At 70.1% G+C, this 20,900-nt stretch carries 16 protein-coding genes; 13 read left to right on the top strand and 3 right to left on the bottom strand.

What is annotated here, in order from left to right:
* Positions 1-72 precede the first annotated feature (72 nt).
* The 3 genes from DIE16_RS28150 to DIE16_RS28140 are packed head-to-tail and all read right to left on the bottom strand — an operon-like array spanning position 73 to position 3,309.
* Entirely contained in the window at positions 73-1,251 is a 1,179-nt protein-coding gene (locus DIE16_RS28150; RefSeq protein ID WP_124893846.1) for a CaiB/BaiF CoA-transferase family protein, read from the bottom strand.
* 14 nt (positions 1,252-1,265) lie between these two features.
* Positions 1,266-2,423: an acyl-CoA dehydrogenase family protein gene (locus DIE16_RS28145; RefSeq protein WP_124893845.1), complete on the bottom strand. Its 1,158-nt coding sequence runs from the start codon at positions 2,421-2,423 to the stop codon at positions 1,266-1,268.
* Positions 2,424-2,451: 28 nt separating this feature from the next.
* Positions 2,452-3,309 carry a MaoC family dehydratase N-terminal domain-containing protein gene (locus tag DIE16_RS28140; protein ID WP_185735527.1) on the bottom strand — a complete coding sequence of 286 codons (858 nt, stop codon included), beginning with the start codon at positions 3,307-3,309 and terminating at the stop codon, positions 2,452-2,454.
* A gap of 128 nt (positions 3,310-3,437) precedes the next feature.
* Here DIE16_RS28140 and DIE16_RS28135 point away from each other — a divergent pair, with 128 nt between their 5' ends.
* From DIE16_RS28135 to DIE16_RS28065, 13 genes are all read left to right on the top strand, one after another.
* Positions 3,438-4,388: a LysR substrate-binding domain-containing protein gene (locus DIE16_RS28135; RefSeq protein WP_124893843.1), complete on the top strand. Its 951-nt coding sequence runs from the start codon at positions 3,438-3,440 to the stop codon at positions 4,386-4,388.
* Between the two features lie 623 nt (positions 4,389-5,011).
* Positions 5,012-5,974: a sigma-54-dependent Fis family transcriptional regulator gene (locus DIE16_RS28125; RefSeq protein WP_124893841.1), complete on the top strand. Its 963-nt coding sequence runs from the start codon at positions 5,012-5,014 to the stop codon at positions 5,972-5,974.
* Between the two features lie 161 nt (positions 5,975-6,135).
* Positions 6,136-6,534 carry a DUF3467 domain-containing protein gene (locus DIE16_RS28120; protein ID WP_124487349.1) on the top strand — a complete coding sequence of 133 codons (399 nt, stop codon included), beginning with the start codon at positions 6,136-6,138 and terminating at the stop codon, positions 6,532-6,534.
* 9 nt (positions 6,535-6,543) lie between these two features.
* Positions 6,544-10,425, top strand: a complete 3,882-nt coding sequence (locus DIE16_RS28110) for an N-acetylmuramoyl-L-alanine amidase (protein ID WP_260434457.1) — start codon at positions 6,544-6,546, stop codon at positions 10,423-10,425.
* A gap of 69 nt (positions 10,426-10,494) precedes the next feature.
* Positions 10,495-11,637, top strand: a complete 1,143-nt coding sequence (locus DIE16_RS36770) for a hypothetical protein (protein ID WP_185735526.1) — start codon at positions 10,495-10,497, stop codon at positions 11,635-11,637.
* Positions 11,634-11,897 carry a hypothetical protein gene (locus tag DIE16_RS28100; protein ID WP_124646133.1) on the top strand — a complete coding sequence of 88 codons (264 nt, stop codon included), beginning with the start codon at positions 11,634-11,636 and terminating at the stop codon, positions 11,895-11,897. The genes DIE16_RS36770 and DIE16_RS28100 overlap by 4 nt, the downstream gene beginning before the upstream one ends.
* A 41-nt stretch (positions 11,898-11,938) precedes the next feature.
* On the top strand, positions 11,939-12,715 hold the full coding sequence (locus DIE16_RS28095; RefSeq protein WP_260434456.1) for a hypothetical protein: 777 nt from the start codon (positions 11,939-11,941) through the stop codon (positions 12,713-12,715).
* Positions 12,712-14,184, top strand: a complete 1,473-nt coding sequence (locus DIE16_RS28090) for a S8 family serine peptidase (protein ID WP_124893839.1) — start codon at positions 12,712-12,714, stop codon at positions 14,182-14,184. Before DIE16_RS28095 ends, DIE16_RS28090 begins: the two co-directional genes overlap by 4 nt.
* 58 nt (positions 14,185-14,242) lie before the next feature.
* Complete coding sequence (locus DIE16_RS28085; protein WP_124519907.1) at positions 14,243-16,054, top strand: hypothetical protein; 1,812 nt, start codon at positions 14,243-14,245, stop codon at positions 16,052-16,054.
* A gap of 50 nt (positions 16,055-16,104) precedes the next feature.
* Complete coding sequence (locus tag DIE16_RS28080; RefSeq protein WP_124487344.1) at positions 16,105-17,157, top strand: hypothetical protein; 1,053 nt, start codon at positions 16,105-16,107, stop codon at positions 17,155-17,157.
* Between the two features lie 39 nt (positions 17,158-17,196).
* Positions 17,197-18,588 carry a hypothetical protein gene (locus DIE16_RS28075; protein ID WP_260434455.1) on the top strand — a complete coding sequence of 464 codons (1,392 nt, stop codon included), beginning with the start codon at positions 17,197-17,199 and terminating at the stop codon, positions 18,586-18,588.
* 3 nt (positions 18,589-18,591) lie between these two features.
* Positions 18,592-19,893, top strand: coding sequence for a hypothetical protein (locus DIE16_RS28070; protein ID WP_124570979.1), 1,302 nt, complete (start codon positions 18,592-18,594; stop codon positions 19,891-19,893).
* A 3-nt stretch (positions 19,894-19,896) separates the two neighbouring features.
* Positions 19,897-20,892, top strand: a complete 996-nt coding sequence (locus DIE16_RS28065) for a hypothetical protein (protein WP_124893838.1) — start codon at positions 19,897-19,899, stop codon at positions 20,890-20,892.
* The last annotated feature ends 8 nt before the right edge of the window (positions 20,893-20,900 follow it).

The following is a 20,900-nucleotide window of genomic DNA, read 5'->3' as shown; positions in this document are numbered from 1 at the left end:
TCCGTGACCGGACGCGGAGACGCTTCGAAACATGGGTGAGGGGCGCGCTTCGATCAGCGCGGCAAGGCCCGGTCAGACGGCACCGGATGCGTGCAACGTGTGAATCTGTTCATCGGCATAGCCGAGCTCGCGCAGCACGGCATCGGTATGCTGGCCGAGCGCCGGCACCGGGTCCATGCGCGGATCGTCGCCCGGCGCGACGCCGGGCGGCAGCAGGGCAGGAATCTCGCCGGCGGGCGTGTCGACCCGCGTCCAGCGATGCCGCGCGGCGAGTTGCGCATGCGTCCAGACGCCGTGCATGTCGTTCATCCGCGCGTTCGCGATGCCGGCCTGCTCGAGCCGGTCGATCACGTCGGCGGACGTCAGCGTCGAGAACGCATCGACGATGATGGCCGCGAGTGCGTCGCGATTCGCGACGCGGCGGCTGTTCGACCCGAAGCGCTCGTCAGCTGCCAGCTCGGGCATGCCGATCACGGTCTCGCAAAAGCGCTTCCATTCGCGCTCGTTCTGCAGGCCCAGCATCACGGTGTTGCCGTCGCCGGCCCTGAACGGGCCGTACGGAAAGATCGTCGCGTGCGACGCGCCGGCCTGCCGCGGCGGCGACTGGCCGTCGATCGCGTAGTAGAGCGGATAGCTCATCCACTCGACCATGCTTTCGAGCATCGACACGTCGATGTGCCGGCCGCGCCCGGTGCGCCCGCGCTCGATCAGCGCGGCGAGGATGTTCGTATACGCATACATGCCGGCGGCGATATCGGCGATCGAGCAGCCGGCCTTGGCCGGCTCGCCGTTCGATCCGGTAATGCTCAGGAATCCGGATTCACTTTGAATCAGCAGGTCGTACGCCTTCTTGTCGCGGAACGGGCCGTCGAGCCCGTAGCCGGAAATGTCGCAGACGATCAGCCGCGGATAGCGCTCGCGCAGCGTGTCGTAATCGAGCCCCAGCCGCTGGGTCGCGCCGGGCGCGAGGTTCTGCACGAACACGTCGGCATCCGCGAGCAGCTTGTGTACGACGTCGAGCGCCGCGGGCTGCTTGACGTCGAGCGTGAGGCTTTCCTTCGAGCGGTTGGTCCACACGAAGTGCGACGCGAGCCCCGCCACGCGTTCGTCGTAGCCGCGCGCGAAATCGCCGACGCCCGGCCGTTCGACCTTGATCACGCGCGCGCCGAGATCGGCGAGCTGGCGCGTGCAGAACGGCGCGGCGATCGCATGCTCGAACGTGACGACCTTGATGCCTTCCAGTGGGCGCATGCTCGTCACTCCCGTCAGAACGAACGCGGCAGGCCGAGGATGTGCTCGGCGACGTACGACAGGATCAGGTTCGTCGAGATCGGCGCGACCTGGTACAGGCGCGTTTCGCGGAACTTGCGTTCGACGTCGTATTCGCACGCGAAGCCGAAGCCGCCATGGAACTGCAGGCACGCGTTCGCGGCTTCCCACGACGCATCGGCCGCGAGCAGCTTCGCCATGTTCGCCTGCGCGCCGCACGGCTCGTGCGCGTCGAACCGGCGCGCGGCCTCGAAGCGCATCAGGCTCGCGGCCTCGACGTTGACGAACGAGCGGGCGATCGGAAACTGCACGCCCTGGTTCTGGCCGATCGGGCGGCCGAACACGACACGATCCTTCACGTACTGCGACACCTTGTCGACGAACCAGTAGCCGTCGCCGATGCATTCGGCCGCGATCAGCGTGCGCTCGGCGTTCAGCCCGTCGAGGATGTACTTGAAGCCGCGACCTTCCTCGCCGATCAGGTTCTCCGCGGGAATCTCGAGGTTGTCGAAGAACAGCTCGTTCGTTTCGTGGTTCACCATGTTCGGGATCGGGCGCACCGTCATCCCGTTGCCGAGCGCGTGATGCAGGTCGACGATGAAGATCGACATCCCTTCGGACTTCTTCTGCACGTCCGACAGCGGCGTGGTGCGCGCGAGCAGGATCATCAGGTCGGAGTGCTGCACGCGCGAGATCCACACCTTCTGGCCGTTGATCACGTAGCGATCGCCCTTGCGTACCGCCGTCGTCTTGATTTTGGTCGTGTCGGTGCCGGTGGTCGGTTCGGTCACGCCCATCGACTGCAGGCGCAACTCGCCGCTCGCGATCTTCGGCAGATAGCGTTGTTTCTGCTCGGCGGAGCCATGGCGCAGCAGCGTGCCCATGTTGTACATCTGGCCGTGACACGCGCCGGAGTTGCCGCCCGCGCGATTGATTTCCTCCATGATCACCGACGCCTCGGTCAGGCCGAGGCCCGAGCCGCCATATTCCTGCGGAATCAGCGCGGCGAGCCAGCCGGCTTTCGTCAGCGCGTCGACGAACGCTTCGGGATAGCCGCGTTCCTCGTCGATCTTGCGGAAATACTCGGCGGAAAATTCGCCGCACAGGTCGCGAACGGCTTCGCGAATGTCTTGGTACGCGTCGGTAGGATTCATGTTTCGTATCGGGGAATGCTCGAAATAGTCAGGCGAGGGTCGCGGTTGCGGACATGGTCAGCCAGCCGTCGTGATCTTTTGCCCAGAGCTCGATGGTCTTGCCGTCGTCGGCGAGGCGGCCGCACACGCTGAAGGTGTTGCCGAGGAAGGTCGGCCGTACCGCGCGATACGCGTATTCGACGATCGTCGCGCCGGGCAGCGAGCGCGTCACGAGGTCGAGCAGCAGCGTCGAGATCAGCGGGCCGTGCACGACGAGGTCCGGATAGCCTTCGACGTCGCGCACGTAGGTGCGGTCGTAGTGAATGCGATGGCCGTTGAAGGTCAGCGCGGAATAGCGGAACAGCATGACTTCGTCCGGCGTGATGTCGCGCTGCCATTGCGCGGCGTCGGGCGCGGCCTTCGGCGGGGGCGTGGCGGCGCCGGGCGCGGCCGCGCCGCGATAGACGATGTCGTGTTCCTCGCGGATCGCGACTTCACCCGCGGATTCGATCACGTGCTCGACGGTCACGAAGCCGAGCGTGCCGGTGCGGCCTTCCTTGCGTTCGACGGACAGCACGCGCGACGTGCGCGTCGCGATCGCGCCGATCGTCAGCGGGCGTTCGAACGTCAGCCGGCCGCCGGCCCACATGCGCCGCGGCAGCCCGAGATCCGGCAGGAAGCCGCCCTTGCGCGGATGGCCGTCCGGGCCGAGTTCGGCCTGCTGCGCGATCGACCAGAAATACAGCCAGTGCCAGGCGGGCAGCAACGCGTCGCCCACGGCGGGAACGACCGGATGGTCGAGCGTGGCCGCGAAGGCGACCGCCCGTTCGGCGCTGATCAGGTCGGTCGCGACCTGTTGGACATCGTCGCTGGCATGCGACCGGGGAGCGTTCACTGTCACCTCCATCGCCGGGCGGGCCGGCTGTTCTGACTTGGCATGAAGTGACTTTAGGTGAAGCGCAGGCGCGGCGGAAATACCGTTTGGATGTGCCGGTCATAGGGGTATCCTATGGCTTTCGCATCGAACGAACCGCCATGGACATCCGCCAGCTCCGTTACTTCGTCAGCATCGTGGAATACGGGAGCCTCGGGAAGGCGGCCGAAAAGCTGTTCGTCGCGCAGCCGTCGCTGAGCCAGCAGATCGCGAAGCTCGAGGGCGACATCGGCGTCACGCTGCTGGTGCGCAGCCCGCAGGGCGTGAAGCCGACCGCGGCCGGGCAGGCGCTGTACCGCCATGCGCGGCTCGTGCTCCGGCAGATGGAGCAGCTGCGCCAGGAAGTGCGGGAAGGCGCGGGCAGCGAGTCGGGCACGGTCGCGGTGGGTTTCCCGACCACGATGACGTCGATCCTCGCGGTGCCGCTGTTCGAGCGCGTGAGGGCGCGTTATCCGGGCATCCGGCTGCAGTACATCGAGAGCATGAGCGGCTTCATCAACGAGCTGCTGGCGAACGGGCGGCTCGACCTCGCGATCCTGTTCCGCGAATCCAACACGACCGGCATCACCGCGATGCCGCTGTTCGACGAGGTGCTGTATCTGCTCGGCGAGCCGGGCGGCGCGGTGGCGTCGCGCGCGCGAACCTGCCCGCTCACGTCGCTCGCCGGCGTGCCGCTCGTCGCGCCGGGCGTGCAGAACGGGCTGCGCCTGCTGCTCGAACGCACGTTCGCGCGCGAGGAGGTGCCGCTCAACATCATCGCGGATATCGACTCGCTGCCGACCATGATCTCGCTCGCGCAGTCGGGCCTCGCGTGCACGATCCTGCCGGCGTCCGCGCTGGCGTCGCGCGAGCCGTCCAGCCGGCCGAAGATGCGCCGGATCGTCGAGCCGGAGATCCGCCGGCCCGCGAGCCTGTGCTGGTCGAACACGTCTCCCGTCAATTCCGCCGCGCTCGCCGTGCGGCAGACGATCGTCGAGCTGATCGGCGAACTGGCCGCAAGCGGCGCGTGGACGGGCATCACGCTGCGCGAGGGCGAATCCGCGCCGTCGTGACGAGCGTGACGAGCGTGACGGGCGTGACGAGCGTGACGAGCGTGACGAGCGGATTGCGCGGGACGAGCGGGATGAGCGGGATGCGCGGGATGCGCGGGATGCGCGGGTGCGCGTGACGCGCGGGGCTCAGCCCGCGAGCCGGTGCGCGGACGGCCCATCGCCGCGCTCGCCCCCCGCGCGCGACCGCCTCGACCGCCGCTCGCGAAGTCCCTGCGCGTGCCGCGTGAACGATACGCATTCTCCAATGCCGCGCCCGGCCATTCGTTCGTGATGCTGATTGCGGACGATTCGATGAACGTGCATGAAATGACACATTCGCCATTGCGCCCGGGCATGCCCGAGTCGATCGATCCGCCCGCGCACCGGCGGCCGGCCGGTTGCGTGCAAACATCGGCCGTCCTCAGGTTGTACGAATCTCCATATTGAAACTACACTGGTTATCGGCCGGCGCCGTGACACGCGGCTCTCCATTCAACACGCATCACAGTACTAATTAAACGCGTGCCAACAATCGCCATCGAGGATGGTTGTCTTGTTCCTCAACATCCAGCGGGGGGGAAGTGGCGATGAACATCGGGGCTGCGCATCATCCGTCAACGGTTCGCTAGCCGGGCGGCGCGCGCATGAGCACGACCGGAGGCATTGGCGCGACGTCACTCGGGCTGCACGGCTCGAGCCCGGCGATGGCCGACCTGCGCCGCTATCTGGCGAAGGTCGCGCGCACCGATACGACGGTGCTCGTGACCGGCGAAACCGGCACCGGCAAGGAGCGCGTCGCCAGCGCCGTCCATCGGCTCAGCACCCGGACCGACAAGCCGTTCATCGCCGTCAACTGCGCCGCGGTGCCCGACAGCCTGTTCGAATCCGAGATGTTCGGCCACGAGCGCGGCGCGTTCACCAGCGCCCAGCACGCGTTTCCCGGCCGCTTCGTCGAGGCCGACGGCGGCACGCTGTTCCTCGACGAAGTCAGCGAGATGCCGCTCGCCGTCCAGGCGAAGCTGCTGCGCCTGCTCGAGGACCGCACGGTGATGCCGGTCGGCTCGCAGCGCCGGCGCCCGGTCGACGTCCGGATCGTGGCGGCGAGCAACGAACGCCTGGAGGACCTGGTCGAGGAACGCCGTTTCCGTGCCGACCTGTTCTATCGCCTGAACGTCGCGCGCATCGAGATACCGCCGCTGCGCGAACGGCCGGAGGACATCGCGCCGATCGTCGATCACTTCGTCGCCGAACACAACCTGCAGCGGGCGATGCGGGTGGGGCGGCCCGATCCCGCCCTGCTCGAGTGCATGCGGCATTACCGGTGGCCGGGCAACGTGCGCGAGTTGCGCAACCTGGTCGAGGCACTGTTCATCGATGCGCCCGAAGGGCGCCCGTTCGGGCTGGGCGACCTGCCGCCGGCATTCCGGCGCCTGTTCCTGCAGGATTTTTCGGCCGGCGAGCATGAGCGCGAGCGGCTGGTCTCGGTACTGCGCCAGACCAACTGGAACAAGATGGAAGCCGCGCGCCAGATGAACTGGTCGCGCATGACGCTGTACCGCAAGCTGGCCAAGTACAACCTGGACGCCGGCAACACTGCATCGGTGTGACAGCCGGGCTGTCACATGGTACAGCCCGGCAGCGTTCCCGAATCCCGCTCCGGCCGGGAAATTCCACGGAAAATCATGCGCTTGCGCCGGCCCGCCCGCATTGGCCCGCTCCTTGCGAAGCAGAACGGACAGACCGCCCGTCGCCATGCAAGGAGGCCGTCGTGCACGTCATCGAGCCAAGCCAGGACGCCCCGCCGGAGCCGGCCCAGCCGGCCGGCCAGCCACGGCCGCTGCTCGCCAGTTATGCGAACTATTTCGAGGTCGGGCACAACGCGTTCGAGTTCCTGATCGATGCCGGGCAGGTCGAGCCGCAATCCGGCAACGTCCAGTTGATGAGCCGCGTCGCGATCAGCCCGGTGCACGCGAAGCTGCTCGCCCAACTGCTGGCGCGCGCGATCGCCCAGTTCGAAGCGACGCACCACGAAATCCCCGACATCGGCGACCCGGAACCGGATCTGGCGATGCTTTCCCCGCAGGAATTCGAACGGCGCGCGATCGATGCGCGCAGCAAGCCGATGCTCGGCGGCCGTCACGACGAGCCCGATCAAAACCAGAGCTGAGGACACGACATGGCAGCGCAACTCCATCCCAACCGCATGGTCCTGACCGACCGTTTCCCGATGCTGGGCTTCACGATTCGCGTCGGCCACGCGCCGTGCGTCGCGGAACTGGTGATCGCCACCGATCCCGCGCTGTTCACGCGCAAGGACGGGCGCACGTCGTCGACGTTCTATACCAGCCGCGAGGACGGCCTGCTGGCGATCCCGCGTGGCGAAGCGGTGTTCATGGTGCCGCCTGCCGTGCTGGCGCGCTTCGCGGGCGCGAGCCGGCTGTGGTTCGGCCTCGCCACCGCGGCGTCGCCCGCTGCCGATGCGTGGACGGTCGACGTCCTGCCGAATGCCGACAGTCCGTACGTGTCGCTGTCGGGGCTCAGCGACCGGGGATTGCGCCGGGTTCGCGTGTTCCCGACGCGCGGCACCGCCGCCGTCAGGAGTCCGCTGCTGAACTGGGCGGGCGACGCCACGCGGCCGGGCGCGACCGCCGTGCCGGCGCCGAGCGCACCGGGCGCCGCTCCCACCGCGGCGCAGCCGGCCGTCGAGCCCGTTGCGCCGCACCACGACGTTCACTACGACGACGGCTTCGGCCCGCTTCCGCCGCTCAATGCCGCAACGCCGGGCGCCGCGACGCCCGCCGCGCCGGCCCCGGCGTCGACCCCGGCCGCGCGCCCGGCACCCGCCGTCGCATCGGCACCCGCCATCGCACCGGCACCCGCCATCGCACCGGCATCCGCCGTCGCATCAGCACCCGCCGTCGCATCAGCACCCGCCATCGCACCGGCACCCGTGTCGCAGGGGATGAGCGACGATGCCGGGTTCCGCCTCGCGGGCGAACGCCGCGGCTTCACCTGGCCGCGGCCGCGCAAGCTCTCGACCGTCGAGCGGGCCGCGCTGCGCGCGATTCTGAGCGCGAATCCGGCCACCGCGTCGCTGATGCTGCTGCTGCCGGTCGCGATGCGCAACGGCCTGTCGGTCTCGATCGGCGCGGGTGCGGGCGCCGGCCTGGAATCCGGGGGCGCGGGCGCGGTCGGCCTCATCTTCGACGCCAATGGCGACGACATCGGCGTCTTCGTGTCGGGCGAACTCGACTTCGGCTACATCGTGTCGGCGAGCCTCACCGGCCAGATCAGCCTGCTGCGCGGCCATATCGACGATTTCGCGGGCACCGGCACGACGGTCGGCGTGATGGTCGGCGAAGCCCCGGCCGGCGGCATCTCGGCGCTGTTCAACGCCCGCGGCGAATTCGTCGGCGTCACGCTGTCGGCCGGCGTCAGCGTCGGCAGCCCGGTGAGCGTCTTCGTCGGCGTCTCGCGCGCCGCGGCGGGCACGATCGCCACCTCGTCGTCGTCGCTCGCGTGGTCGCGCGGCCTGAGCGCCGACCCGGAGGCCTACGGCATCGATACGCCGCCGTACAGCGACGACGATGCGGCCGCCGAGCCGTCCGCGACGGCCAGCGCGCTGGCGCTGGGCGCGCGCGAGAACAGTCTCGTCACGCGTACCGCGGCCAGCCCGAATTTCGACGAGGGGCGCGGCAGCAAGACGATCGACCGCATCATCATCCACATCGCCGACGTCCCCACCGTCCAGCAGGTGGTGAATACCTTCATCAATGCGTCGTCGAAGGTGAGTTCGCATTACCTGGTCGGGCAGGAGGGCGAAGTCGTCCAGTTCGTCTCCGAGGCCGACACGGCGTGGCACTGCAAGGGCTCGAACCAGCGCAGCATCGGCATCGAACACATCGCGGTGAAGCGCGGCGGCGCCGACTACCCGCGTCGCAACGGCACCGTCCAGCATTTCGATGCGCTGGCGCCGACCCAGCTCCAGTACGAAACCTCGGCGGCGCTGGTCGCGTCGCTGTGCGACAAGTATCAGCTGCCGATCAATCGCACGACGATCATGGGCCATCGCGAGGCCGACACCTCGACCGGCCATACCGCGTGCCCCGACGGCAACTGGGACTGGGACTACTTCATGCGGCTGGTCACCAGCCGTACCTGCCAGCCGCAGGCGGCCGGCCAGGCGCTGGGGCTCGCCGCGAGCGGCCTCGGCGACGACATTCCGCTCGATCCCGGCGTCGGCGGCCTGTCGATCGGCACCGACGCGCTGGAGATCGGCGACATCATTCTCAGCACCACCGGCAATCCCGGCTCCGGCGTCATTCGTGCCGGCTCGGGGGCGGAGGTCAGCCACGCGATGCTCTACGTCGGCCAGGGCGGGCAGGTGATCGAGGCGATTCCCGGCGGGGTCCAGTTGCGCCCGCTCGCGGACGCGCTGGCCGACGCGCGCCTCGCGGTCGCGTTCCGGGTGCCGGGCCTGACCGATACGCAGCGGCAGCAGGTTGCCGATGCCGCCGCGCGCTACCTCGATCGCGGTTTCAACTACGTCGGGCTGGTCCGCTGCGGCAGCTACCTGATCGACCGCCACGCGTGCGACCTGCTGTCGGGCGACGCGGCGGAGCGCTGCCGCCGCTTCGTCGGCCGCATCGAGCTCGGCGAAGGCGCCGACACCGACAACTTCTTCTGCTCGCAGCTGGTCGCCCAGTCGTTCCAGGACGCGGGCAGGCCGATCGTCAGCGTGCCGCCGCACTGGGTGCCGCCGGGCGATCTCGCCAGCCTGTCGACCGGCACGATGGCCCCCGGAACGCTCGCGTATGTCGGCCATCTGAAGGCGCCGATCCCGAGCCGCGGCTTCTTCGGCACGAGCCAGGCGCTGTCGGTCGCCGCGGGCGCCGCGCGCGCGCTGGGCGCCGACGACTGGTCGGTGAACTGGGACGAGGTGCAACTGACCCCGCAGCCCACCGACATGGGCTGCTGGGCGACGGCCGCGTCGATGGTGATCGGCTGGCGCGACAACCAGAGCGTCGACCCGACGCTGCTCGCGCGCTGCATCAGCCTCGAGCGCCAGATGCGCGATGGCCTGGCGCCGGCCGAGGTGGCGGGGTTCGCCGGGGTGTCGACGCTCACGGTCGAACCCAATGCGTGCTTCGCGCCCGAAGGCTTTCGGCGGCTGCTGGAAGCGAACGGGCCGATCTGGGTCGCCGAAGTCGTGCGCGCGCCGGTCAACTTCTTCCATGCGGTGGTGGTGACGGGCATGTATCGCAGCGGCGACGCGTATTTCGTGCGGATCACCGATCCGCTGGACCGCGTGGTCGGCACGCCGGGCCATCCCGGCGCACGGACCGTGCCGCCGACCCACTCGACCGGCAGCCGCTACATCATGACCTACGAGGATTTCGTGTCGGAATACGAGGCGGCGGCCGGCATCGGCGTGATCCAGCTGATGCATTCGGGCGGCACGTTCGGCCACACGATCAATCGCGGCAGCGCGGCGGGCGCGGGCTACGCGCTCGGCGTCGAGCCGCCGGCAGCGGGCGGCGAGTTCGGCTTCGGCGTGAGCCTGACCCGGCGCACCGAGAGCCGCGACGGGCGCAGCTACGATCTCGCGCAGCTCGCCGGGCTGGTCCAGCCCGCCAACGCGCTGGCGGGCGGCGCCGGGCAGCCGCGCATGGCCGGCCAACGCATCACCCTCGACGACTGGCCGTATATCGACGGGCCGAGCGGCCGCACGTCGGCGCCGGTGTCGATCGACTGGGCGTGGCAGGGCGGCGCGGTCGGCGACGTGACGATTGCCGCGGACCACGGGCAGATGCTCGACGGCTGGAGCGCGTTCGTGCGCGCGGATATCGGCCGCGGTTCCGGCACCCCCGAACGGGCGAGCGTCAAGCTGCGCATCGCCACCACGTTCCGGCATGCCGGCGAGGAGGACCAGGTTGGCGTGACGGAGGTGACGCTGAACGGCGACGGCCGCTTCCAGATCGTGCACGGCGCCGACGGCGCGCCGCCGCTTCCGGCAAGCGGCACGCAGCCGGCGCCGCGCGAACTGCAACCCGCCTGACCCCGAGGGACACGCGCGATGGCCCGCCACATTCCCCCTCCGCCACCCCGCGGCGCGCTCACGCCCGCGGTGGCTCTTGCTCGCGACGCGTTCGGCCGCGAGATCGTCGACGGGTCCGGATCGGGCGACCCGGGCAGGCAGGACGGCGCATTGCCGCAAGCGATGCCGGCCGACGGCGCGGTGCCCGCGGCCCCGGGCGGGTCGGCGCCTCCGAAGGAGAAGGCGACGGACGCCATCGGCCGGCGTGCGGCGGCGCTGGCCGATGCGATCGACTTTCCGACCTTCGTCGCGAGCCTCGTGCATGGCACCTACGACGCGATCGTCGACAGCTCGATCAAGCAGGTGGAGAGTTTCGCCGACCTGGTCGGCGCGGTGGCCAAGCCGCTGGACCAGTTCACGCAGGAGAACGTGACCGACGGGCAGGCGCGCGCATGGCTGGTCGAGCAGTATCCGCACGACGTGACGCTGACGCAGGACGGCGGCGATTACCGTCTCGCGCCGGTGGCCCGGCCCGGCGACGACGATGCGGCTCCCGCGCCCGCGTGGCTCGCCGATTTCGGCGCGGCCGACAGCGCGTTCGATACCCAGACGCTCGAATCGGTGGTGCTGCCCCGCGCCCGCGAGCGCGTCGCGCAGCACCGGTTGTCGACGCTGTCGACGATGGTGCTGCTGGGCATGCAGCGGGTCGTGGTCAAGGACGGGACGATCGCGGCGAGCCTCAATTTCCAGGCCAAGGCGCGCGACCGCGCCGCCGTGCAGTATGCGACGTCGAACGACCCGTCGTCGGGGCAGACGACCTGGGGCGGACGGGGAACGTCGGGCGATGTCGTCACCACGGTCTCGACCGTTGCGGTCAATGCGCAAACCGACACCGATCTCAAGGCGACGCTGACCGGAAAGGTGAGCATCAATTTCGCATCGGAGACGCTGCCGCTCGACCGTTTCGTCGACGAGGCGTCGCGCAATCTGCTGGAGCGGCACAGCCGGCCGCCGGCGCGGATCGCGCCGCCGGCGGCGACGGCCGCCCAGCCTGCGGCGCCGCTCGCGGCGCCCGTTCCCGCCGCGACGCAGGCGCCCGCCGCCGTGCCGGCGCTGCCGGCCGCGTCCGCCGCCCCGTCGGCCGCGTCGGCCTCATCGGCTTCGTCGGCTTCATCGGCTTCATCGGCGCCGGCGGCACCCGCACCCGCATCCGCACGAGGAGAACCCACATGATCGCGCCGCGGCCGCTGGGCGAGACGCTGGGCGCGTTCGCCGACGTTGCCGGACAGCTGGCCGCGGGCGCGGCGCAAGGGCTGCGGGTGCGCTCGATGGCGATGGAACTGCCGCTCGACCTGCGCATTGCATGGGGCGCCGACGGCATCGAGCTGGTCGGCGACCTGCCGCAGTTCCTGACCCGCACGGCCTTCGATGCGGAGCCGGCGCGGCTCGCGATCGTCCTCGAAGCCGTGCCGATCGACGGAGCGGTGCGATGAACAGCAACGCCAGCCTGCGCCTCGAGGATTTCATCCAGGCCGTGCAGAGCCAGCTCGACAACGCGCAGGCGGCGATGGCGATCAAGGCGCGCAACCTCAACCTGCCGCTGACCTTCGCGATCAAGGATGTCAACCTCGATCTGCGTGCCCATGTCGAATTCGTCGAAAGCGAGGTGTGGATTCGTCCCGCCGGTCCGGGCGACACCGACAGCAGCACCTTCCATCTCGTCTTCACGACCATCACGCGGCCGGCGATCGAGGAGAACGCGATCGCGCTATCCGAGGACAGCAAGGACCAGCCGCTCGACGCGCTGGGCGACGAGCTCTCGGCCGAGGACCGCAAGCGTCTGGAATGGGCCGGCGTGCGCACGGTCCGGCAATTTCGGCAGGCCGAGCAGCGCGACATGGTGCATGCGATCGGCCGCGTCACCAACCTGTCCGTGGACCGGCTGCGCCGGGCGCTCGACCGGGCGTCCGCGCCGAGCGTCGAGCGGATCGAACCGGTGGCGCCCGCCACCGACGCGCAGCCCGATGCGGCGCCGCTGCTGCGCGTGATCGGGCGCAATCTCGTCAACGGCACGCACGCGCCGCTGGTGCGGATCGGCAATCGCCCGGTCGCCGTGCTGCAATCGGCGGACGACGAGCTGCTGCTCGCGCCCGGCCGCGACCAGTGGGCCGGCGAACTCGCCGTCTCGCCGACGAGCCGCCATGCCGCCGCGCTGGCGTTCGACCTGAGCGCATTCGCGCCGCCGCCGGCGCCCGCGGCCAGGCCCATGACCCTGGCCGCCGTGCCCGGCCAGGAGGAGGCGCGGCCATGACGATCCATGCACTCGGCACGCCGTGGGCATCGCCCGGCGAGCGTCAGTTCAGCCTGCCGACCAGCCTGCTCGTCAAGCTGGCGCTCGGCGAAGCGCCCGAGCACGTGCCGTCGATCCGCGACGTGACGCGCGGCGCGCTGGCCGCCGCGCAATGCATCGACGGCGGCCCGGTCGACCGCATCCTGGTTGCGTTCGCCGGCCGCTTTCTCGCCGTGCGCCCGTTCAGCGCGGCGGCCGGGCGCTGGGTGCCCGGGCACGCGCACCTCGGCTACGACGCGATCGAACAGACGACCGGCATGGCCCGCACGCTGCTGCTGCGCGTGCCGGCGGGCACGCCGATCGGCGCGCTGTGCGATTCGCTCGCCCAGCTCGCGACCGTGGAAAGCGTGACGCCCAACTACGTGGCGACGGTCCCGATGGACGCACCCGGCCGCCTCGCACCGGTGCCGCCGGCCGCGCGGGTTACTCAGGATGCGCGCGCGCTGGTGCGCATGGCCGACGCGCACGCGATCGAGCCGGGCGACAGCGGTGTCACGGTCGGTCTGATCGACAGCGGCATCGCGCGCCAGCATCCCGAATTCGCGCATGCCTTCCGCGCGGGCGCCGATACGGTGCGGCTCGAGCCCGGCGACTTGTCGCCCGGCGTGCAGCTGCTGAGCGGTCACGGCCATCGCGGCGATTTTCCCGAGGACCGCTTCGTCGGTCACGGCATGGGCTGCGCGGGCATCATCGCCGCCGAAGGCGTGGCGATGCCGCGCGGGCTCGGCGGCGATTGCCGCATCCTGCCGATGCGCGCGCTGGCGGCCGCCCGCCTGCCGGGCAAGGCGCATGCGATCGGACTCGGCGCGATCGCCGACCTCGATCGCGCGCTCAAGCTCGCGGTCGACCTTGGCGCGAAGGTGATCAACATGAGCTTCGGCACCGACGACGCGACGATCGCCGCCAACCGCCCGAAACCGCACGCCGACACGGTCGCGTACGCCGCCGCGCGCGGCTGCATCCTGGTGGCCGCGAGCGGCAACAACGGCGCCGTGACCCGCTACTGGCCCGCCGCCTATCCGCAGGTGATCGCGGTCGGCGCCGTCGGCGACGACGGCCGGCCGACCCCGTTCTCGACGCGCGGCCCGCACGTCGCGCTGTGCGCCCCGGGCGAACGGGTGCTGACGAGTGCGATCGAGGCCTATCAGCTCGCGACCGGCACCAGTTTCGCCGCGCCGTTCGTCGCGGGCGCCGCGGCGCTGCTCGTCGCGTACGCGCAGCGCCGCGCCTATCCGCTCGACGGCGCGACGGTACGCGAGCTGGTCGTCGCCACCGCGCGCCCGTTCGCGCCCGGCGCGGCCGACGGCTGCGGCGCCGGCATTCTCGACGCGGCGGCGGCGCTGCAGGCGCTGTCCGGCCGCATCGACGCGTACGAAGCGGCGGGCGACGACGGTTGCACGGGCAAGGACGGCCGTGCCGACGACGGCTGACTGGCGCACGGGATCCCGCTCACTCCCCCGAACCGACCGGATTTCAAGGAGAAGTTAAATGTTTCATGTCAACAATCAAGTCCGCTTCCTCGACCTCGTCGACCTCGAGACCCGGGCACGCGACGGGCTGGTCGATATCGTCAACCGGCTCGAGTCGCTGAAGCGGCCGCCGGTCGCCGCCGAGCGGGAGCAGCTCGCGCTGTGCAAGGCCATCCTCGCGGTCGTCTACGACACGAAGCCGTCCGACGGCGTGCCGCAGGTATGCGATCCGCTGTTCGTCGCCACCCGCGAACTGCTCGCCAGCAAGTCGCTGGTGAATCCGCCGTTGCTGTCCGAGGTCAACGGCCAGCTCGTGTTCGACGCGGGCGACGTGAGCGGCGCCAATGGTGCCAATGGCGCCAATGGCGCGAACGGCTCGGACCCGGAGGCCGTGTCGATCACGCTCGTCGCGCTGGTGCTGGGCATCCTCGCGGTGGACGGGGCCACGCCGCCGCCCGTGAAGGTCGACGGCGGCAAGACCGTGCCGGACGGCGACAACGTGCTGATGAACGCCTTTACCCGCCAGTTCTTCGCGGCGGTGGGCGAAGCCAATTCGTACGGTGGGCTCGCGCAGCGGGTGCTGGCGCTGCTGTGCATCGAGGGCGATCCAGACGGCCGCGGCGGCGAGCAGCCGGGCGTGGTCACCACCGAATTCGCGCGCGTGATGCGCGGCCTGCAGGCCCGCAAGATCCAGGCCGACGAGCCGCAATTGCGCCGCCGCATCAACGAGGAGCTGAACACCGTCCAGAACATCGGCGGCGAGGACGCGATCGCCGATCTCGGCATCGACCTGCCGAACCTCGAGGATCTGGAAGACGCGAACATCGTCGCCGACAACGTGCGCGTGATGGGCCCGATGATCGTCGCCGCGATGTTCGACGAACTCAAGGTGTTCCAGGTGGTCGACCGCATCGTCGAGCAGTTCCAGCACGGCACGCTGCCGATCGGCCCGGGCAATGCCGGCAAGCTGCTCTATCGCTACTGGCGCGAAACGCCGAACCGCATCTCCGAGCAGGAGCGCAAGAACTTCGCGGCCATCACGCTCGGCGTGCCGGGCGGCGATCCGAACACGGCCGGCAATCGCGAGTTCAACGACCTGTGGATCCGCTTCGTGTCGTCGGTGTCGTCGTTCGTGCGACAGACCGAGGTCGACTCGCTGCTGCGCGCGAGCGTGCCGAACCCGATCAACCACCAGCAGGTGCGCAAGGCCGCCCGCGATCTCGCCGGCAACCTGTCGCTGCACGGCTACGGCATGGCGCATTACGCCGCGCGCGAGATCCAGTCGCAGGTCAAGTTCATGATCGACCTGCTGCAGGACCCCGAGATCCGCGGCTGCTACGGCGCGAAGGACATGTGGCAGGTGATCGACCAGGTCGCGACCTACGACCTGGGCGGCGCGCGCACCAGCTCGCGCTATCGCACGCTCGCGACCTGCGGCACGATCATCACCGCGTGGCTGGCCAACAACGTCGATCGCGTCAACAAGGCGACCGGCCCGCTGCTCAGCATCGACCAGATCGCCAATCCGGACGTCTCGTCGAACCACAAGTCGACCGTCGACCCGACCGACTACGACCTGGTCAATGCGTGCGAGCTGTGGCTGGCCGATACCGCGACCACCGATACGCAGATCGAGCAGTTCTCGCAGCCGCGCGAGGCGCCGCAGATGACCTCGAAGCCGGTGCCGATCCCGGCGATGGCGCGCGAGATGCTGGACGGCGTCGGCGACATCGGCGCCGGCATCGGCCTCGGCGCGGGCGTGCCGGTGAAGGCGGGCTACGGTGTCGGCACGCACAACGGCGCGAGCTACTACTCGAACCGTCCGCACTGAAGCGGCGTCGCGTGCGCTGCGCCATTTTCGAACCCTGCCGGAGCCGAGCCATGCCCCTGACCTCAATCCGCGAACCGGTCGTCGCCCGGGTCGAACGCCGCCTGAAAAGCGCCGCGCGAAGCCTCGGCACCGCCGATCCATTCGCGCCGTCGCGCGACCTGTTCCTGCGCACCTTCGGCGACGGCGCCGACGATCTGCGGTTCCGCGACAACGCGCTGATGCCGATGGCGGTGCCGTTCGAGCCCAGCTTCTCGGAAAGCCAGCCGGGCAAGCTGCGGTTCACGATCGAGCCGTTGCCGCCGGAGGCGTCGGCGATCGACCGGCGCGACGAGTCGACCCGCGAAATGCGCAAGCTGATCCGCGACTTCATCGGCCGCGAGGCGCTGCACTGGTTCGACCAGGCGAGCGAGCCGTTCCGGGGCTTCGCGCGGCCGGGCGGCAACCTCGACTACGGCGCGTTCTTCGGCTCCAGCTACGACCGCGACGGGCTCTATGCGTCCAAGGTGTACTACGAGCTGCCCGGCGACGCCGGCACGATCGAGAACCTGCCCCGCGACCTGGCCGGCATCGTCCAGGCCGCGCTGCAGATGGTGCCGGGGCTCAAGCCGCTCTTCACCACGATGGCGGCCCAGCGCGATCTCGGCGGCCAGCGGCTCACGTTCGCGTGTACCCGCGCGCTGCGGCTCGCCGATCTGCAGCCGGTCATGGATGCGCTCGGCATCGGCCATCGGCTGCCCGGCATCATGCAGCTCCTGGGGCTGGTGCTCGGCGGGCGCTTCGACCTGCCGCCGCACGGCGCGCTGCTCGCGTTCGGGCTCGGCCCGGACGGGCCGGATTTCGAGCTCTACGTGCTGCTGTCGGCGATCCCCGACGTGCCGCCCGCGTTCCTCAGCCTGCTGACGATGGGGCTCGCCGAGCGTCCGCGCGGATTGCAGGCGCTCGAGCGCTGGATGGGCGCGTTCACGCCGGAGGACGCGCACTGGCCGGGCCGCTTCTCGATCATCAGCCTGCGCACGGACGCGGCCTGCCCGGCACGCGTGAGTCTCTACCTGCGCCCCATCGAGTTCGAACTGCCTGTGGACGCGCCCGCCCAGGCCAACTGAATCCGAATCGCTTCGTCACGCGTTACCCGCGAGGTCGCCATGTTCCCGCAAGCTGCCCGTTCCACGCCGATCGCGCCGCCGCCGCCGCGCGCCACGGCGGCCGCTCCGCGGCACACGCCGCCGGTGCCCGCCGACGAAGTGCGCCACGGCGTCGCGCAGATGTTGACCCGGTCGCAGGCGTTCAACGCGATGCCCGACGCCGATCGCCGCGACATCGCGCGCAACACCGCGTTGATCGCCGATTACCTCGCGCGGCCCGAAGGGTTCGCCGGCCACGAGATTCCGGGCGGGGTGGGCACCGCGCCGGCGCGCGCGCTCGACGACAACACGGATCATTCCGCGCACGAGGCGGATTTCTCGACGCACAACCAGGCCGTCGACAGCATCGGCAAGTCCAAATTCACCGCGGCGGCCGCGCACGAGGGCGCGGCGGTCGCGGGCGAGCTGCTGAACCAGGTCAAGTTCCCGACCTTCGTCGCGAGCCTGATCAGCGGCGTGTTCCAGTCGATCACGCACAGCTCGATCGAGCAGATGAAGGCGTATCAGGAAATGATCGCGCAGGTGGCGAAATCGCTCGGCCAGTTCGCCGACGAACATGTGACGGAGAACCAGGCGCGCGATCATATGGTCGGCCAGTTTCCCGACCTGTTCGAGATCGGCATGGACGACAGCGGCGACACGCCGAGCCCGCGCGTGCAGGTGCGCGACGGGGTCGACCCGGACGAAGCGTCGAAGACCGTGCGCGCCCGCCTGCAGATGGGCGACGGCGATACCTTCGACCTGTCGGACGAGGCCTCCGAGCTGGCGATCGTCAACCGTTTCAAGATGCAGCTCGCCAAGCAGCGCCAGCAGATGCTGGCGTCGATCGTGCTGATGGGCATCAACCGCATCGTCGTCACCGACGGCAAGATCTCCGCGAAGATCATCTACGACGTGCGCGCGCAGGACACGCTTTCAAAGCAACGCAGCGCCACCGCGGTCGACCTCGCCCGCGACAAGGACGGCAACGTCCAGTCGACCTACGCCGGCAAGGGCACCTACGATCGCGGCGGCAAGTACGACTCCAGCAACGACAAGGACAACGGCCGCCAGTACAGCGCCGACTACTACGCGAAGGGCGACTACGAATACGAGAACAAGCCGATCATCACCGCGTCGACGGCCGCGTCGGAAACCAGCAACGCGGCGATGCAGACGAAGATCCAGCTGTCCGGCGCGGTCGACGTCAATTTCAAGAGCGACTACCTGCCGCTCGACAAGATGGCGACGCCGCAGATGATCGCCACCATCACCGGCAACGCGACGCCGGCCGATCCGAACGTGCTGCCGAGTCCGAAAACGCCGCCGGCAGCGTCCGCCCCCGCTGCGGCTTCAGCCCCGGCGGCGGCGCCGGCCGCCGCGCCGGCACCGGCTGCGGCCAGGGGAAACTGAGCCATGCGCCTGCCCGCTCCCCCCGACGCGCTCCACCCGGTGCGGCCGCCCACGAGCGCCGCCGCGTTCGACGCGACGCGGCCCGAGGTGCGCCGCCTGCTGACCGCGATTCCGTCATTCCTCGACCTGCCCGACGACGAGCGCCGCCGCATCGCCGCCGATACGGTGCGGGTGCTCGCCTACCTGGCCGACCCGAACGGCGTGCACGCCGAGATCGCCGAGCGCGAGGCGAACGGCGAACTGCCGCCCACCGGCCTCGCGCACCCGCTCGTGCCGACGCGTCCGGCGCCGGCCGCCGCGGCGCTGGCCGACGATCCCGTCACCGCGACCAAGCGCCAGCTCGCGCAGGATCCCGGCTTCGCCGGCAAGGACTTCCAGGCCGGCGCGGTGAAGCAGGGCGTCGAGCAGTTCGGCCAGATGGTGCAGAAGGTCGATTTTCCGAAATTCGTAGGAGGCCTGATCAAGAACGTGTTCCAGGCGATCGTCGAAAGCTCGATCGAGCAGATGCGCGCGTATGGCGAGCTGATCGCCAATGTCGCCAAGACCACCGCCCAGTTCATGAGCGACAACATCAGCGAGGGCGCCGGCCGCGACTATCTCGCCGATTCGTTTCCCGACGTGCTGTCGGTGCAGGCGCAGGACGGCGCCGACGCGTTCGACGCGGACAGCGCCGGCGCGGCCGCGGCGGCGGCCCCGACGCGGCTGGTGGCGCAGGGCGACAACGCGCAGCAGCGGCTGGCCGAGATCAGCCGGAACTACAACCTCGATCCGCCCGTGACCGACCTGTCCGACGACAAGTCGGAACTGCGCCTCGTCACCGCGGCGCGCCTGCAGATGGCGAAGCAGCGCCAGCAGCTGCTGTCGTCGATGGTCATGCTCGGCATCAACCGCATCGTCGTCACCGACGGGTCGATCAACGCCAAGGTGGTGTTCGACATGCGCGCCAGCGACACGGCGAAACGCACCTACACCGCGTCGATGCACGACCGCGAGAGCCAGAAATACAAGGAATCGCTCAATGCCCATTACGGCAGCTGGTACACGCCGTATTCGGCCGACGCCGCGTTCGAGGGGCAGCAGGAACACGTGGCCACCGTCGGGTCGGCGCTCGACGACACGAGCGAATCGAAGGCCGAGGTGAAGGCGAAGCTGTCGGGCGAGGTCCGCGTCAACTTCAAGAGCGACTACCTGCCGCTCGACAAGATGGCGACGCCCGAGATGATGTCGGTGATCCAGGGCAACTCGACGCCGTACAACCCCAACAAGCCGGCCCCTGCCGCCGGCGTGCCGGCCGGGCAGCACTGAATCATGGCGCGCATGCTCATCGTCCCGCCGGCGGATGCCGGGCTCGCGGCGGCCATCCGGTCGGGGGAGCGGCTCGTCGAGCGCGCGACCGCGCACGGCCTCGCGTTCGCGCTCGACGAGCTCGGCGACATCGCGATTCCCGATCCCGTGGCCGCGCGCGTCGACAAGGCGCAGCTGCGGGCGCTCGCGTCGCTCTATCTGGCGGCCGACCTCGAGCCCGCGGGCGTGATCCCCGCGGTCGAGGCGCTCGCCGGCCTGTCGGCGAGCGGCGCCGTCGGCGTCGATCTCGGCGGCGCGGAGCCGCTGGTCGCCAACTGGTGGCGTCACCGCGCCGAGAAGCTCGCGGCCGGCGAGCGCGCGGCGTTCTATGCACGGTTGTTCGGCACCGCGTACGGCCCGGCCGCCGCGGATGCCGAGCGCAACGTCCAGTTCGAGGAATGCATGCTGGTGCTTTGCGAGGCGCTCTACAAGCTCGACGAGACGCCCGGTGCCGACCCGGGCGGGGATCCCGGGCGCCAGGCGCGGGTCCGCAACGCCGCGCGCGCGCTCGCGCAGAATCTCGGCGCTGCCTGTACCGGCGTGACCGCGTTCATGGCCGGCGAGATCGTCGGCATGCTCAGGGACGCGTTCGCGATCCTCGGCCATGCCGACCTGCGTCACGGCTTCGCCGCGCGCGACATCTGGGGCGTGGTGGCCGGCATCGGCCGGCTTTCGCGGCTGCCGCCGGCCCAGCCTGCCGCCTATGTCCGGCGCGGCAAAGCCGGGATGACCGTGATCGCATGGCTGGCGGACGTCGCGGATGCGCTGGGCGGCGCGTCGCCGCTGCTGCGCACCGACAATCCGGTGATCGCCTCCGCCGCCGACTGGATCGAGGCGACGCTCAGCCTCGGCGAGAAACCCGACGGCCAGGTGTCTTCCGTCCCGGACGACGGCCGCGCCGTGCCGCCGGCCGCGCGCCCGGCCGCGCCGTCGAACCCGTGGGCGGCGCTCGGAAGCTGACATGGAAC

Origin of the sequence: Burkholderia sp. Bp9090 (assembly GCF_003857985.1) — a bacterium.
In the GTDB taxonomy this organism is placed as follows: domain Bacteria; phylum Pseudomonadota; class Gammaproteobacteria; order Burkholderiales; family Burkholderiaceae; genus Burkholderia.
This window is presented reverse-complemented; position numbering and strand designations above follow the sequence as displayed.